The sequence below is a fragment of the Bifidobacterium scardovii JCM 12489 = DSM 13734 genome, assembly GCF_001042635.1.
Lineage (GTDB): Bacteria > Actinomycetota > Actinomycetes > Actinomycetales > Bifidobacteriaceae > Bifidobacterium > Bifidobacterium scardovii.
Window position 1 is genome coordinate 3,070,129 of sequence record NZ_AP012331.1, and the last position, 16,855, is coordinate 3,086,983.

At 60.9% G+C, this 16,855-nt stretch carries 10 protein-coding genes and 3 rRNA genes; 3 read left to right on the plus strand and 10 right to left on the minus strand.

Translation table 11 applies throughout. The features are described 5' to 3' along the window. Positions 1-81: 81 nt before the first annotated feature. The 4 genes from BBSC_RS12320 to BBSC_RS12335 form a co-directional block, all read right to left on the minus strand. Positions 82-1,452, minus strand: coding sequence for an ABC transporter substrate-binding protein (locus BBSC_RS12320; protein WP_033519710.1), 1,371 nt, complete (start codon positions 1,450-1,452; stop codon positions 82-84). 159 nt (positions 1,453-1,611) lie between these two features. Next, the gene (locus BBSC_RS12325) at positions 1,612-2,499 is read right to left on the minus strand and encodes an alpha/beta hydrolase (RefSeq protein ID WP_231648987.1); all 888 of its coding nucleotides are present in this window, start codon (positions 2,497-2,499) and stop codon (positions 1,612-1,614) included. Between the two features lie 491 nt (positions 2,500-2,990). Continuing rightward, entirely contained in the window at positions 2,991-4,022 is a 1,032-nt protein-coding gene (locus BBSC_RS12330) for a LacI family DNA-binding transcriptional regulator (RefSeq protein ID WP_033519711.1), read from the minus strand. Between the two features lie 102 nt (positions 4,023-4,124). Next, positions 4,125-4,814 (minus strand): histidine phosphatase family protein, encoded by a 690-nt coding sequence (locus BBSC_RS12335; RefSeq protein ID WP_033519712.1) that lies wholly within the window; start codon positions 4,812-4,814, stop codon positions 4,125-4,127. Positions 4,815-4,866: 52 nt separating this feature from the next. Here BBSC_RS12335 and BBSC_RS12340 point away from each other — a divergent pair, with 52 nt between their 5' ends. Together BBSC_RS12340 and BBSC_RS12345 are read left to right on the plus strand one after the other, a co-directional pair. Next, complete coding sequence (locus tag BBSC_RS12340) at positions 4,867-5,229, plus strand: DUF4235 domain-containing protein (protein ID WP_033519713.1); 363 nt, start codon at positions 4,867-4,869, stop codon at positions 5,227-5,229. 71 nt (positions 5,230-5,300) lie between these two features. After that, positions 5,301-6,065, plus strand: a complete 765-nt coding sequence (locus BBSC_RS12345) for a nitroreductase family protein (protein ID WP_033519717.1) — start codon at positions 5,301-5,303, stop codon at positions 6,063-6,065. A 281-nt stretch (positions 6,066-6,346) separates the two neighbouring features. On the opposite strand, the gene BBSC_RS12350 is transcribed toward BBSC_RS12345, so the two are convergent. The 4 genes from BBSC_RS12350 to BBSC_RS12365 all read right to left on the minus strand — a co-directional run bounded on the left by BBSC_RS12350 (position 6,347) and on the right by BBSC_RS12365 (position 12,053). Beyond that, on the minus strand, positions 6,347-6,598 hold the full coding sequence (locus BBSC_RS12350; protein WP_048349663.1) for a hypothetical protein: 252 nt from the start codon (positions 6,596-6,598) through the stop codon (positions 6,347-6,349). 110 nt (positions 6,599-6,708) lie between these two features. After that, positions 6,709-6,825 (minus strand): 5S ribosomal RNA (gene rrf, locus BBSC_RS12355). A 172-nt stretch (positions 6,826-6,997) separates the two neighbouring features. Beyond that, positions 6,998-10,072: ribosomal RNA gene (locus BBSC_RS12360) — 23S ribosomal RNA — on the minus strand. A gap of 456 nt (positions 10,073-10,528) precedes the next feature. Beyond that, a 16S ribosomal RNA gene (locus BBSC_RS12365) occupies positions 10,529-12,053 on the minus strand. Together the 16S, 23S and 5S rRNA genes form the textbook arrangement of a ribosomal RNA operon. A gap of 622 nt (positions 12,054-12,675) precedes the next feature. On the opposite strand from BBSC_RS12365, the gene BBSC_RS12370 reads away from it, so the two are divergent. Then, the gene (locus BBSC_RS12370) at positions 12,676-13,431 is read left to right on the plus strand and encodes a Sir2 family NAD-dependent protein deacetylase (protein WP_033519981.1); all 756 of its coding nucleotides are present in this window, start codon (positions 12,676-12,678) and stop codon (positions 13,429-13,431) included. Positions 13,432-13,541: 110 nt separating this feature from the next. Here BBSC_RS12370 and ilvA read toward each other — a convergent pair whose 3' ends face one another. Both ilvA and BBSC_RS12380 read right to left on the minus strand, forming a co-directional pair. Continuing rightward, complete coding sequence (gene ilvA, locus BBSC_RS12375) at positions 13,542-14,807, minus strand: threonine ammonia-lyase (protein WP_033519976.1); 1,266 nt, start codon at positions 14,805-14,807, stop codon at positions 13,542-13,544. A gap of 161 nt (positions 14,808-14,968) precedes the next feature. Next, positions 14,969-16,789, minus strand: coding sequence for a glycoside hydrolase family 13 protein (locus BBSC_RS12380; RefSeq protein WP_033519977.1), 1,821 nt, complete (start codon positions 16,787-16,789; stop codon positions 14,969-14,971). Positions 16,790-16,855: the final 66 nt, after the last annotated feature.

Consider the following 16,855-nt stretch of genomic DNA (forward strand, 5'->3'; position numbering starts at 1 on the left):
CAAGAGGAGGCCCGCACGATTTGCCGGTCAGCCGGCCGTCGTCCGAAGAATCGTCATCATGGAGCGGATACGCGGATGCGCCTACTCCGTGAATTCCTTCTGCGCGGGCAACGACCCGGGCGCCGCCTTCTCATTGGCCTCCCAAGTGGATTTCCACTCGTCGGTGATGACCTTCCTGACGTTGTCCCAGTCCTTCGTGCCCTGCACGTATTCCAGCAGCGCCCCGCCGAAATCCTTCTGCCAGGCGAGGCTGGGAAGCTCGAAGCTGCGAATGTACTTCTTGCCTTCCTTCTGGTAGGCGAGCGCCTGGTCGACCAGCGGATTATCCGGCTGGGCATCGTCGCCATAGGTGGTGGCCGGCATGGCGAAGCCCATCTCCTTGGCCACGATGCGCTTGGCCTCGTCGCTCGTCTGCACCCATTCGATGAATTTGAGCGTCGCCTCCTGGTCGGCCTTGCTGGCGTTCTTGTTCACCACCCATTGGTTGTCCATGATGACGCCGGGGCCATAGTCCTCTTCACCGGGGATGCCCATGTAGTACGGCAGCATGCCGAGATCCTCGTCGGCCACGTTGTTGTCCTTGATCTGGGAATACGCCCACACGCCGTTCGGGTAGAACGCCACCTCGCCAAGGGAGAACTGCGCGGTCACGTCCTCGTAGGACATCGAGGTCGCGTCGGTCTTGGCGTCGCCCGGCGACGTGTTGACCTGCAGATCATAGAGGTCCTTGTAGTTGTCGAGATACTTCCAGGTGATCTCCGGCATGAACGTGGTGTTGTTGTCCTTGTACTCGAAATACTCGGCCGGGCGAATCATGTGCGCGGTGAAGCGGTAGTAGTCGGAATTCTCCACACTTGGCGTGGTGAACGCGCCTTCAAGGCCCAGATCGTCCTTGTGTTCCATCATGCTTTCGGCCACGGCCTTGAGCGTGGGCCAATCCTTGATGTCGTCCGCGGACTTGATGACCGCATAGTCCTTGGAGCAGTAGTCCTTGACGATCTTCTTGTTATAGATGATGCCGTACCATTCCTGCACGTACGGGATCGCGTACACGTTCTCGGAATCCTGCACCGCACTGGCCTTGCCGGCATCGGTCAGATTCTTGTAGACATCGGTATCCTGCATCGGGGTCAGGTACTTCTTGTACTTGGCCAGATCGTTCGGGCTCATCGTCCATGTGGTCGGGGGCTCGCTCTTGGCCAGTTCCGAAGTCAGCGTGGTCTCATAATCGGCCATCGTGGCGGTGACCACGTCCACCTTGATTCCCGTCTCGTCGGTGAATGCCTTGGCGAGCTCGTCGAACTGGTCGACGACTTCGGGCTTCGAATTCAGGTAATACACCTTGCCCTGAGCGGTGTCGCCGCTCGAATCGCCGTTGGAGGAGCCGCAGGCCCCCAGCCCGACGATCATGGCGGCCGCGGTGCCGGCAGCGATGATTGCCCTCTTGTTCATGGTGATCTCCTTATCCTTGGGGCGCCTCATAGGAGGCGTTTACGGGAATGCCGGCGACTTCGCCGTCTTCCCCGACGCGGAAGCGCCGTTTTGCCGGCCCATCCGCGTCATCCGTGCGGTGTGCGTGCCGCAACCGCATCAGCGATGCCCTTGACGGGCTCATAGATGCGACTGCAGATACATGTCGACGATGTCCATCGCGCGGTTGGTACGGAACCCGTAGTACCCGTGCGTGCCATCATTGAGTTTGATGAACGAGACCTCCTTGCCGAGCTCCTTCATGCGCCGGTACAGCCGGCAGCTCTGATTGAACGGCACATCCGAATCCCTCCCGCCGTGCATGATCAGCGTCGGCGGAACATCGGACTGCACGGACAGCATGGTGATCGGCGACGCCGCCGCAGCCAGGTCGGGGTGCTCAAGCGATCGCACGCCTCCCAGTTCCCTGCCGATGGCGCCGTCGGGGCTGTTGTTGTCCATGATGGTCGGATAGTAGTTCATCGCGGTCATGTCGGTGACGCCGTACCAGTCGATGATGCAGGATACCGCGGCGCTGTACTCGCGATAGTCGTCGGTATCCGGACCGGAATCCGCGGTGAATCCGGCCTGCAGCACCGTGGTCCCGCCTGAGGAATCACCCCACAGCGCCACCCGGTCGGCGTCTACCCGCAAGCGTTCCGCGTGCTTGCGCACATACCGTATCGCCGTCTTGCAATCCTGCATCTGCGCGGGAAACGGGGCGATGTCGCTGGAGCGGTACTGCAATGCCGCCACCACGTATCCACGCTCCGCGATGCGCACATAGTAGTTCAGGTAGTCCAACACGGTCTGCGGGCCGAATCCGGAACCACGGACGAACACCACGACCGGCCATGCCGAAACCCGCCTGCGGACCGGCATGTCATCGGTTCTCGGGCTGAATATCCACATGGGAAGGTCCACGGCACCGCCGCCATATGCCTCGTCAACGGTTCTGGTCACGTAGGTTTCCCGGTGGATCATGACCGGGTAGAGAAAATCGTCCTCATTGAGGTCGTCGATCACCATGCATCCTTCGGGGACTTCCGGGGAACGAGGGAATTCCCGGCGAATCGGCACCTCCACCGCACCCAGTGGCGTCGGAGAGCCGGGATCGGCCTCCGTGCCTCCCCAAAACCAATCGGATGTCCGCATGGCGCATTCCTTCCCGCTACGATGCGGCGAACCGACGGCGATGCGCCATCACATCACCTCGCCACACTGCGCTGATTAAAGAATTTTCTTAATTACATAGAATATTCCTTTTTCATTCTGATGTCAAACCGTTTCGACACAAAACGGTGCCATTGGTATGTCTGGCGCACCGGCTTCTCGCCGGGCTCGGCACGGCGCCGCTCGGCGTCCGCCGCCGCCGCTGCGCGGAATACTCGAGTTGTCGGTGTCGGCTCTCATATAACAACCGGTTTCAGACGCTCCGAATACCGTGATATATCGTTACATCAGCCCGTTGCCGCGTATGCGCGCACCGACAACTCAACTTCTACGGACCGTGCGGAATATCAGCGCACGCGCACAGGGCCGGTACTGTCGCGCACGATCAATTTCGGAGGAATGAGCACTTTCCGATCGGGATCGTCATCCTCCGATTCAAGGACAAGCCGGAACGCCCGCTCCGTCATATCGGCATAAGGCTGCCGAACCGTCGTCAACGGCGTGGCCGCATGCCACAGATACTCGTTGTCGTCGAAACCCACCACGGATACCTCTCCGGGAATATCGACCCCCATCTGGTGGGCGGCATCATAGACCCCGACCACCTGGGTGTCGCATGTGGCGAAAATCGCGGTCGGCGGATTCTCCATCGCCAACAGGCGCAGGGTCTGGCGCCGGGCCAGCTCGCTCCATTCGTCGCCGGGACATATCAACGACGGGTCCAATGGAATGGAGGCCTCGCTCATCGCGGCCTTGCAGCCGTCGAGCCGCGCCCGAAAGCACATCATATCGTCCGGTCCGGTGATAATGGCGATCCTGCGGTGCCCCAGGCCAATAAGATGCCTGCCGACCTCAAGCCCGCCGGCCCAATTATCGAGCCGCACTTCCAAGCCTTCGGATGCAACGTTGCCACGCAGGTCGATAATCGCGTATCCCGCATGGATGCTGGCGAACAACTCCCGCTCCTTATCGAGAAGGTCCGCCGTGTTCACCACCACGGCCAACGGTTTCGCGCGCCGCAGGGACTGCAGGTAATACGGCGACAACGCCCCGTCGTCATCGGTTCGCGAAACGATGATCAGGTTCAGCCCATTGCGGTCCGCATACCGCATGGCACCGCTGAGCATCGGTGTGACCCAAGGGTGGTCCATCCGGTCGATAAGCAGTGCGATATTGCGCGAGGTGACATGCTTGACCGGTTTTTTCGAATAGTTGACCGACGACAGCACCTGTTCGATGCGCTGCCGCGTCGCATCCGATACGCTGCCGTACCCATTGATGACCTTCGATACGGTGGCAGGCGAGGTCCCGGCCAATTGCGCGATCTCCGCGACCTTCAATCGGCGCGCACCGCTCCGCTCCGATGAGTTGCCGGTCATACGCTCTCCGTTCTTGTGTGCAATCGAACCAACTGATCACCACAATAGCGATGCTGGCGAAAAACGGATGGCCCTGGCGCCGCAGGCCCTCCCGCACCGCCGTCAGCAGTTCCAGCGTTCGATCACGCGATCGCCCTTGTACACGGACAGTACCGAATAATGCGCGGTGTCGAGCCGCAGCAGCTTCGCCATATGCGGATCGACGCCGAGCCAGCGGGTCGTCAGGATACGCAGCACATGCGCATGGGCCACGAACAGCACGTTGCGGCCGTCCTCAAGCAGCGGCACCGCCTGGTCGATGGCCTGCTGAACGCGCTCGTACACGTCAGCGAGGGACTCTCCCGGGCCGTTGTGCACGGTCACCCGCTCGCCGGACGGCAAGGTATCGACCCACTCGCCTTCCATCGCCGAGCTGAGCACTCCAGGGCCGTCGCGCCACACATCCCAGCTGCCGCCGTTCATCTGCGCGACCGTCTGTCGGGTGCGCCCTTCAGCGCGGCCATAATCCCATTCCGCCAGCGCCGGCATGGTCCGTGGCCCGAACCCCGCCAGGGACGCCGTCTGCTGTGCGCGCTTCAACGGGCTGGCGAATACGCATTCCGCGTCGAACGGCTGCGGGAACAAGCTGCGGATGCGGTCCCCGGCGTCGCGCGCCTGTTGCTCGCCAACCTCCGTCAGCGGAATGTTGGTCCGGCCGGTATGCTGCCCCGACTCGCTCCATGCCGTTTGCCCATGCCGGAGCAGGACCAGCCGCCCCAGTGCGGCGGCACTGCCGCTGTTCGTTTCGCTCATGTACCCAACTCTACTCACTTCCGCGTCGCGACCATGCCAAATAATGGTGTGTATGACCGAATTTCAGGATGAGTCGACAGCCGACCGCATCATCGCGCAGCTCGACCGGGTAAATGCAAAGGTGGATGACATGCGCAACGAACGCCTCAATGATCCTGATTCCATGGGGGACAAGCTGCTGAAGTTCGCTTTGCCGTCGATCGCCGGCTTCGTGGCCGGGAAGGTATTCCAACTGCTGTGGAACAAGGGTACCGGAGCCAAGCTGTCGGAGGAGGATGAAGCTCAGCAGGGGCTGTTGATGAGCGTGCTGTTCGCCGCGCTGTCGGCGGCGTTCACCGCATCGGTGTCGATGCTGTCCGACCGGGGGTCGAAGGCCTTCGTCGCGCGCCGCCACCGCAAGCGCGCCGCGCGCTAACCTCTTCGCGGAATCCGTTTACTGTGAGCGGAAACATTGGCATCGGCGTGATTTCCTGCGACAATGGCCGCATGGTTACCAATAGCACTATTGAAACCCTGCTCAATCGCAGGTCGATCCGCAAGTTCGCCGACGAACCGATCGACGATGACACCATCGCCACACTGGAAACGGTTGCTCAGCATGCCGCATCCAGCCAGTATCTCAATGACTGGTCCGCCGTACGCATCACCGATCCCGATCCCAAGGCCCGGCTTGCGGCTATCGCCAAGCAGCCGTACATCGCCGAGGCCCCGCTGCTGTATGTGTTCATCCTTGACGAGCACCGCAACGCCGCCATCGCGAAGGCCAAAGGGGCTCCTGCAGGCGAAATCACGCTGGACGCGAGCTACCGGTTCACGCAGGCGCAGAACGATGCCGTACTGGACCTGCATGCCATGGAGACGGCGGCGTATTCGTTGGGATTGGGCTGCGTGATTCTCGGTTCGCTGCTGAACGATGTGGACGCGTTGATCGGCATGATGAACCTGCCGGAATACACGTATCCCGTCTTGGGTCTGGCGATCGGCAAACCCGACCAGCAGCCGGCGTTGAAGCCGCGCATGCCCCGTTCGATGCAGTTCTTCGAGAACACCTATCCGTCCGATGATGAGGCCACGCTCGCCGCGCTGCCGCAGTTCGACGCCGAAGTACACCAATACTACGATCTGCGCAACACCGACCGCCCCGTTGATGCCTTCAGCGATCAGATTCGCGCCGTCGCCACCGATCAGGGCGTGCTGAATCGCGCCGTCGCCCAGAAGGCCGCCAAGCAGGGATTCCGTCTGGACCGCTGACCGGCTTCCCCACCTTTCGTCGTGTCCTCATTGACCTGCCGAAATGGACGAAGAAGCGGCTCGTACCCCGCTGGATGGGCAATCCGCAGGATTGCCCATGGCAGTGCGCGAAGCGCACGTCGCATGTAATGTCGGGGGCTGGCGGCGCAGCCGACTGGGGGGAACGCATGTGAATCGGCTTGACTCAGGCGTTCGCGATAATGCTCCCTCAGGCCGCTTCGCGGCCGGCTCCCCTCCAAGAGGGGAGCCGGAATTACTAAAGGAATTAACGATGCGGGATATTAGCGTCGTCTTGGCTTATAGCCTTTTTTGCGCGAATGCGGCTTAAGCTGCTGGTTCAAAGGAACCGACCGATAGCTGGCACGCGGATCCCGATGCGTCAAATGCCAGGTGCCGCAATGCTCGCAACGGTATACCCATAACTCCGCGCCGCGCTCGATCAGACTCTGATCGGCGGCATGCTGCGCCTGCATCTTGTCGTGATACATGATCTTGTTGGTTGCGGCGCAACGCTTTGGCGTGAAGTAGTACATGATGGTAAACGATTATAAAGCTGTTGTGGGTGGTCGTGTGGCTTTTGTTGTTGATATGCAAAAGACCCCCGGTGGCGTGTTGCTCGACCGGGGGTCCTTGTGTACGTGTGATGCGGCGGTGTGCTACTCTCCCACACCCTGTCGAGTGCAGTACCATCGCCGTGCCAGGCCTTAGCTTCCGGGTTCGGAATGGGACCGGGCGTCTCACCTGGGCCATGACCGCCGCAAATCTTCAATTCTCACGGCCATCCTGTAAGGGATGCCGGTCTTGTGGTGGTTCGGGAACCGGATAGTGGACGCGAGTTCCATGACTTGTGTTTGACCGCAAGTGACGTAGTGTTCCTTGCCATCAATCGTTTCCCGCAATAAAGACTCATCGAACCCCCGCAAGGGGGGTTTGCGTGATTGCCTTTCGTCCGTTAGTACCGGTCAGCTCCACCCCTCGCGGGGCTTCCACGTCCGGCCTATCAACCACGTGTTCTGCATGGGGACTACAGGCACTCGAGGGTGCCACGGAATCCTGATCTTGGAGGAGGCTTCCCGCTTAGATGCTTTCAGCGGTTATCCCTTCCGAACGTAGCCAACCGGCCGCGCCACTGGCGTGACGACCGGCATACCAGAGGTTCGTCCACCCAGGTCCTCTCGTACTATGGGCAGGTCTCCTCAAGATTCCAACGAGCGCAGAGGATAGAGACCAAACTGTCTCACGACGTTCTGAACCCAGCTCGCGTGCCGCTTTAATCGGCGAACAGCCGAACCCTTGGGACCTGCTCCAGCCCCAGGATGCGACGAGCCGACATCGAGGTGCCAAACCATCCCGTCGATATGGACTCTTGGGAATGATCAGCCTGTTATCCCCGGGGTACCTTTTATCCGTTGAGCGATGCCGCGCCCGTGCGCCGGCACCGGATCACTATCTCCGACTTTCGTCCCTGCTCGACCCGTCGGTCTCGCAGTCAAGCTCCCTTGTGCGATTACACTCAACACCCGATTGCCAACCGGGCTGAGGGAACCTTTGAGCGCCTCCGTTACTCTTTGGGAGGCAACCGCCCCAGTTAAACTACCCGCCAGGCACTGTCCCTGACCAGGATGACTGGTCGAGGTGAGACATCAAACGAGAACAGAGCGGTATTTCACCTTGCGGCTCCACGGATGCTGGCGCACCCGCTTCGAAGCCTCCCGCCTATGCTACACAATCCGCGCCTAATGCCAATACCAAGGTATAGTAAAGGTCCCGGGGTCTTTTCGTCCTTCTGCGCTTAACGAGCATCTTTACTCGTACTGCAATTTCGCCGAGCTCCTGGTCGAGACAGTGGGGAAGTCGTTACGCCATTCGTGCAGGTCGGAACTTACCCGACAAGGAATTTCGCTACCTTAGGATGGTTATAGTTACCACCGCCGTTTACCGGGGCTTGAATTCACCGCTTCACCCCAACAAAGGGGCTGACGGATCCTCTTAACCTTCCGGCACCGGGCAGGCGTCAGAGCGTATACAGCGGCTTGCGCCTTCGCACGCTCCTGTGTTTTTGGTAAACAGTCGCTACCCCCTGGTCTGTGCCACCCCCAACAGCTCCCCGGGCAAGCCGGTTCACCATCAGGGGCCTCCCTTATACCGAAGGCACGGGAGTAATTTGCCGAGTTCCTTGACCAGGATTCGCTCGATCGCTTTGGTATTCTCTACCTGACCACCAGTGTCGGTTTGGGGTACGGGCGGCACAAGCCCTCACGCCGAAGCTTTTCTCGGCAGCATGGGATCACCGGATTCGCGCCCAACGGCGCCCATCATCGCACCTCACCCTCGCGCCCCCCGGATTTGCCTGGGGGACGGGCCGCGTGCTTGACCACGGAAAACCACCTCCGCGGCCGGCTACCCTCCTGCGTCACTCCTGCGCTGACCTACTACAAGGACCGGTCCCAACACCACCACGCATCCCCCTCCCGAAGGAAAGGTAAGCCCGGGGGCGGAGGTTAGTACTCCAAGCCTCGGTTTTGCCGGTCTCATGCCGGTACGGGAATATCAACCCGTTCATCCATTCGACTACGCCTGTCGGCCTCGCCTTAGGACCCGACTCACCCGGGGACGACGAACGTGGCCCCGGAACCCTTGGTCATCCAGCGGCGGGGATCCTCACCCCGCTTTCGCTACTCATGTCTGCATTCTCACTCCCGCCAAGTCCACGGCCGGCTTGCGCCGCCGCTTCGCCCCTGACAGGACGCTCTCCTACCCAGCACGCCAAAGGCATGCTGCCGCGTCTTCGGTGGTGTGCTTGAGCCCCGCTACATTGTCGGCGCGGAACCACTAGACCAGTGAGCTGTTACGCACTCTTTCAAGGATGGCTGCTTCTGAGCCAACCTCCTGGCTGTCTATGCGACTCCACATCCTTTCCCACTTAGCACACGCTTGGGGACCTTAGACGACGATCTGGGCTGTTTCCCTTTCGACGACGGAGCTTATCCCCCGCCGACTCACTGCCGGGATACGCATCACGGGTATTCGGAGTTTGGTTGCTGTTGGTACCCAGTACGGGCCCGCAAGCATCCAGTAGCTCTACCCCCCGGATGTAATGAATCCGACGCTGCACCTAAATGCATTTCGGAGAGAACCAGCTATCACGGAATTTGATTGGCCTTTCACCCCTAACCCCAAGTCATCCCCCCGGTTTTCAACCCAGGTGGGTCCGGTCCTCCACGCGGTCTTACCCGCGCTTCAACCTGCTCAGGGCTAGATCATCCCGCTTCGGGTCCAGGACACGCGACTCAAAACGCCTTTTAAGACTCGCTTTCGCTACGCGTACCCCACACGGGTTACGCTCGCCACATGCCACTGACTCGCAGACTCATTTTTCGATAGGCACGCCGTCACCCCGAAAGGCTCCGACGGTTTGTAGGCGCACGGTTTCAGGAACTGTTTCACTCCCCTCCCGGGGTGCTTTTCACCTTTCCCTCACGGTACTAGTACGCTATCGGTCGGACAGGAATATTTAGGCTTACCCAACGGTCTGGGCGGATTCACGCGGGATTCCACGAGGCCCGCGCTACTTGGGAAAAACGACCGGCAGACCATGCGCGTACGGCTACGGGGCCATCACCCTCTGCGGCCCGGCATCCAATCCGGTTCGCCTCGCACACGGTTTTATCACTGCCGCCAAGCCCGCCGGAGGCTCGGACGCATTCTCCCACAACACCACGCGCGCAACGGCCGGCGCCTATCACACGCGCGTGGTTTGGCCTGATCCGCTTTCGCTCGCCACTACTCACGGAATATCCTTTCCTGCAGGTACTGAGATGTTTCACTTCCCTGCGTACCCCCCGGCCAAAGCCGGTGACCACCCATGACGGTGGCCGGGTTCCCCCATTCGGAAATCCTCGGATCAAAGCCCGCTCGACGGCTCCCCGAGGCTTATCGCAGCCCGCTACGTCCTTCATCGGTCCTGTCCGCCAAGGCATCCACCACACGCCCTTGCAAGCAACCCAACACGGATCAACCCGCAACAAGCCCACGGCGAAAAACGCTGACGACAAATCATCACACTAAACGATCACAAAACGATCAAACAAAAACCCACGACCAGCAACAACAAGAAGCCGGCCGGAGTCATTGAAATCACAGAACAGGAAAACACCAACAACGGCGTTCTCCCGCTCGCGTCCACTATCCAGTTCTCAAACCACCACGCACCCGCCGAACCAACCGCACGCGAACCAACGCGCCGGCGATCCCGCGGGGCCGACAGACCGCGCCGGGAAACCAATCCCGGGGTGGCGGTCCGGGAACCCAAAAGCATGCCCGCACCACCCCACGGGCCACCCCACGACGGGCGGACCCACAAGCCAACGACCATCTTCCACACCAGCAACCCCCGACCGGCCGGACCATCCGGCCCCGGGGGCACACACCGTCGGACAAACATCCGACCGAATTCTCCGTAGAAAGGAGGTGATCCAGCCGCACCTTCCGGTACGGCTACCTTGTTACGACTTAGTCCCAATCACGAGCCTCACCTTAGACGGCTCCACCCCTCACGGGTTAGGCCACCGGCTTCGGGTGCTGCCCACTTTCATGACTTGACGGGCGGTGTGTACAAGGCCCGGGAACGCATTCACCGCGACGTTGCTGATTCGCGATTACTAGCGACTCCGCCTTCATGGAGTCGGGTTGCAGACTCCAATCCGAACTGAGACCGGTTTTCAGGGATCCGCTCCATGTCGCCATGTCGCATCCCGTTGTACCGGCCATTGTAGCATGCGTGAAGCCCTGGACGTAAGGGGCATGATGATCTGACGTCATCCCCACCTTCCTCCGAGTTAACCCCGGCGGTCCCCCGTGAGTTCCCATCCAAAATGCTGGCAACACGGGGCGAGGGTTGCGCTCGTTGCGGGACTTAACCCAACATCTCACGACACGAGCTGACGACGACCATGCACCACCTGTGAACCCGCCCCGAAGGGAAGCCCCATCTCTGGGGCCGTCGGGAACATGTCAAGCCCAGGTAAGGTTCTTCGCGTTGCATCGAATTAATCCGCATGCTCCGCCGCTTGTGCGGGCCCCCGTCAATTTCTTTGAGTTTTAGCCTTGCGGCCGTACTCCCCAGGCGGGACGCTTAACGCGTTAGCTCCGACACGGAACCCGTGGAATGGGCCCCACATCCAGCGTCCACCGTTTACGGCGTGGACTACCAGGGTATCTAATCCTGTTCGCTCCCCACGCTTTCGCTCCTCAGCGTCAGTAACGGCCCAGAGACCTGCCTTCGCCATTGGTGTTCTTCCCGATATCTACACATTCCACCGTTACACCGGGAATTCCAGTCTCCCCTACCGCACTCCAGCCCGCCCGTACCCGGCGCAGATCCACCGTTAAGCGATGGACTTTCACACCAGACGCGACGAACCGCCTACGAGCCCTTTACGCCCAATAATTCCGGATAACGCTTGCACCCTACGTATTACCGCGGCTGCTGGCACGTAGTTAGCCGGTGCTTATTCAACAGGTACACTCAACCGAAGCCTTGCTCCCTGCTAAAAGAGGTTTACAACCCGAAGGCCTCCATCCCTCACGCGGCGTCGCTGCATCAGGCTTGCGCCCATTGTGCAATATTCCCCACTGCTGCCTCCCGTAGGAGTCTGGGCCGTATCTCAGTCCCAATGTGGCCGGTCGCCCTCTCAGGCCGGCTACCCGTCGAAGCCACGGTAGGCCATCACCCCACCGTCAAGCTGATAGGACGCGACCCCATCCCACGCCGATAAATCTTTCCCAACACGCCATGCAGCATGCTGGACCATCCGGCATTACCACCCGTTTCCAGGAGCTATTCCGGAGCATGGGGCAGGTCGGTCACGCATTACTCACCCGTTCGCCACTCTCACCAACCAGCAAGCTGGCCGGATCCCGTTCGACTTGCATGTGTTAAGCACGCCGCCAGCGTTCATCCTGAGCCAGAATCGAACCCTCCACAAAAAAACATGAAAAGCATCCGAAAGATGACTCACAAACTATTTTCCAAAAAAGAAAATGACAGAAGAATCCTATAAGGAAGGATCCTCACACTAAAAACCTCACTCCAATTCAACCCCTCCCAGGGAACCCCACCACAAGGCAAGGCTTGGAATGAACTGGCAATCATTGACTATAAAGAAGTAGTACAAACACACTCTTGAGTTCTCAAACCACCACCACACCAGCGAACCGGACCCCGAACCAACCAAGGAACCAGAACCCGCCGCGCCGGGCAGCAAGAGATAAACTTACACCAACCCCCACCAACACGCAAACCACACACGACAAAAACACGCCAAAACACTGCAACAACAGCAATCCATCGGCGTGTCGAAAACAGCGTTTTCGACCATCTACAGTCATATTAAACCCCCGAAAATGCACCTCCATGTAAACGAAATAGCGTTCACCCCGGCGTGTCGAGCTCTTTCTCGCAAGGTTCAATCGCCGTTCACCTCGTGTACAAGCGATATCCGCGACGATTCTTCAGCGCAAGGGCCCCTTGCCGGGACCTCATCGGGCTCATGTGCGGATCCCACACGGGCCGGCGCGAGGAAACGGGAAAACGGGTATACCTATGTATATGACGAAGAAAATCGCAGTATTGACCGGTGCGGGCATTTCAACCTCCGCCGGGATCCCCGACTTCCGTGGGCCTGATGGCGTATGGACCAAGCACCCCGAGCAAATGAGCGTCTACGACATCGACGCGTTCCTTGCCGATAAGGAGGAGCGCGAATACTCCTGGCGATGGCAGAAGGAATCGCCCGTATGGAACGCGCAGCCGGGCACCGCGCACAAAGCCCTGGTCACGCTTGAGCGGGCCGGTATGCTGACTCTTCTGGCGACGCAGAACTTCGACGCCCTGCATGAGAAGGCCGGCAATTCGCCTGACGTGATCGTGAACCTGCATGGCACCATAGGCACATCGCATTGCATGAAGTGCCACGCGAAATACGATACGGCCGACATCATGGCCCATCTTGACGAGGAACCGGACCCGCACTGCCACCGCAACCTGCCGTACAGCGGCAATATGCCGTGCAACGGCCTGATCAAGACGGACGTCGTCTATTTTGGCGAGGCCCTGCCGGACGGCGCGATGGAAAAGTCGATGAAGCGCGCGCGGGAAGCCGATGAGTTCTGGGTGATCGGGTCGACGCTTGAGGTATTTCCGGCCGCGTCGCTGGTGCCGGTCGCCGCGCAAGCCGGTGTGCCGATCACGATCATGAATATGGGACGCACGCAGTACGACCGGCTCGCCACGCGACTGATCCATGAGGACATCGCCGTCGCGCTGCCGCGACTCGTGGAAGAGACGATCGCCGCAGAAAACTAATGCGCTCTGCCCTTTCTATGCGATGTGCCCCGCTGAGAAGATTCTCAGCGGGGCACATCGCATAGAAGACAGGTGACACATGCCATCGCGGCTCACGCCGCTTCGGTACCTCAGTAGATGCGCTTGGGCTGGAAGCCGGCTTCCTTGAGCGCCGCGAGGATACGGTCGATGTGATCCGGCCCGTTCGTCTCCACCGTGACGCCCAGCGACACCGCATTCGTATAGTGGCCGGAAGCCTTGAACTGGTCATGATCCAGCTGGATGACGTTGGCGCGCTGCTCGGCGAGCAGCGTGGCCACCTTGACCAACTGACCCGGGGTATCGGGCAGTTCGACCTCGAAGTTCAGGATGCGGCCGCGGGCGATCATGCCCTTCTGGATCACCGCGCCCATCGTGACCGTATCGATATTGCCGCCGGACAGGATCGGCACCACCACATGAGGCCCGGGAGCGGACGCGAATTTGCGCGAACGCAGGTTCAGATGCTCCAGTGCGGCCAGCGACACCGCGCCCGCGGCCTCCACCACCAGCTTGTGCTTTTCGAGCATCAGCAGGATCATCTCATTGATGTCGCGCTCGGTGACGGTGACCAGATCGTCAAGGAATTCGTTGAGCAGCGCGAAAGTGAGATCGCCCGGGTGCTTGACGGCAACGCCTTCGGCCGAAGTGACCACCTGTTCGGCGGGCACCACATGCCCCGCGGCGAATGAATTCTTGAATGCGGGGCTTCCTTCCGGAATGGCGCCGATCACACGCACCTCAGGCTTGAAGGTCTTGATGGCGAGCGCCACGCCGGCGCCCAGCCCGCCACCGCCGAGCGGCACGACCACATCGGTGACGTTGGGCACATCCTCGAGGATTTCCATGCCGATCGTGCCCTGGCCGCACAGCACCTCGTAATCGTCGAACGGCGGCACGTAGATCATGCCCTGTTCCTTGCTCAGCTTGGCGGCATAGGCCGCGGCCTCGTCGAACACATCGCCGTACAGCACCACATCGGCGCCGTACGCCTTGGTGGCATCCACCTTCAGCGGCGGGGTGATCTGCGGCATACAGATCGTGGCCTTGGCATGGCGCTCACGCGCCGCATAGGCCACGCCCTGCGCGTGATTGCCCGCGGACGCGGTGACGATACCGCGGGCGAGCTGCTCCTCGGACAGGGATGCGATCTTGTTGTAGGCGCCGCGAATCTTGAAGGAACCGGTCACCTGCAGGTTCTCCGGCTTGAGCAGAATCTCATGGCCGGTCATCTCCGACAGGGCGGGAGACGGAATGATCTCCGTATGGCGGGCGGTCCCCTTCAACCGCTCGGCGGCCTTCTTCAATTCGGCCGCATGGTCACGCTGCAATGCTTTGAGGACGTCTTTCTGTTCCATACTCGGTATTGTAAAACGTCGGGGCGCCAAGAGCTCCCCCCGATAATCGTGGCGCGAGCGCGTCCCCAGGCTCCGCAACGCACGATAACGCGCCGCAATACGGCAAAAGCCCCCTCGCCGGAGGGAGCTTTTGCGATGAACCGGCAGGCGACTTGCCCCGATCAGAGCTTGACGACGACGCCTTCCCATGCGGCGAGCTCGCGGGAGGCGAGCGATGCCACGGCATGGGCCGCGTCATACGTGCCGATCACGATGGCGGATTCGTCCAACGTGTCGGGCAGCAACGCGGCGGAGGCGGCGGGCACGTCGACGGTGCGCCCGGACAGGTTGACCATCACCAGCAGACGATCGTCATTCAGCGTACGGGTGAAGGCGTAGACGTGCTCGTCCTGCGCGTCGATCAGCTGCCAATCGCCGGCCGCGACGACCTCGTTCCCGTGACGCAGCGCGATCAGCTTCTTGTAGAAGGCGTACACCGAATCCGGATCGTCGAACTCGCCGGCTGCATTGATTTCGGCATGGTTCGGGTTGACCGAGATCCACGGCTCGGTGGTGGCATCCGGCGCGGTGAAGCCGGCGTACGTGGAGGCGTCCCACTGCATCGGCGTGCGGGCGTTGTCGCGGCTGCGGGCGGCCAGACCGACCAGCATCGACTCGGCGTCCTGCACCTTGGCCTCTTCGACGCGCTGGCGGAACGCGTTGATCGACTCAAGATCGCGGTACTGGTCGAGCGACGTGAAGTGCGCGTCGGTCATACCCAGTTCCTCGCCCTGATACACATACGGGGTGCCGCGGTGCAGGTGCAGCATCAGGCCGAGCGCCTTCGCGGAGAGCACGCGATTCTCCTCGGAGGTGTCGTCGCCCCAGCGGGACACGACGCGCGGCTGATCGTGGTTGCCGGTGAACAGGCTGGCCCAGCCGGCCTCGGCCACCGCGTTCTGATAGCTGGCCATGATGCGCTTGAGGCCCGGCAGATCCAATGCGCGCGGCTTCCACTTGACGCCGTCGCAGTCGAAGTCGACGTGCTCGAACAGGAAGAGCATGTCCAGCTCGCCGTTCGCGGGGTCGGTGATGTACTCGTTGCGCTCGGCGGTGATGCCCGGGGCCTCGCCCACGGTGAGGAAGCCCTCGCGGCCGGCGAACACTTCACGGCGCATTTCGGCCAGGAATTCGTCCTGGCGCGGACCGTCGGCGCAGAACGGATTCGGGTTGGAATACCCTTCCTCGCCCACTGGCAGATCCTCGAGTTCGGAGCCGGCTTCGCCGGGCAGCTTGCCGTTGGCGTCGGTGCGCTTGGAGATCAGCGTGATCACGTCCATGCGGAAGCCGTCGACGCCGCGATCCAGCCACCAGTTCATCATGGCGTACACGGCCTTGCGCACAGCCGGGTTCTCCCAGTTGAGATCGGGCTGCTTCTTGGAGAACTGGTGGAAGTAGTACTCGCCGCGTTCCGGCACGTACTCCCATGCGGAGCCGCCGAAGTAGGACCCCCACTGGTTCGGCTCGGCCCCCGGGGTGCCGGGCTCGTGGCCGGGCTTGGCCGGGCGCCACCAGTACCAGTCGGCGTAGTCGGAGGTCTTGTCCTTCGAGGCCTCGAACCATGCGTGCTCGTCGGAGGTGTGGTTGACGACCAGATCCATCACGATTTTGATGCCGCGCTGATGCGCCTCGGCGAGCAGCTCGTCCATGTCGTCGAGCGTGCCGAACAGCGGGTCGATGTCCTGATAATCGGAGATATCGTAGCCGTTGTCGTCCTGCGGGGACTTATAGACCGGGCTCAGCCACAGCACGTCGACGCCGAGATCGGCCAGATAGTCGAGACGGGAGGTGATGCCCTTGAGATCGCCGAAGCCGTCGCCGTTCGTGTCCTGGAAGGAACGCGGGTAGATCTGGTAGACCACCGCGTTCGACCACCACGGATTCGGGGTGGCGCCGTTCGTACGGATGAGATCGGGGATGATCGGGCGGTTGAAAGCAGTCATCATTGGCTCCTTTGGTTTTGCTGCGTATCGCTTGATGCCCAAGCTTACGCAACCGTCTTTTTCATT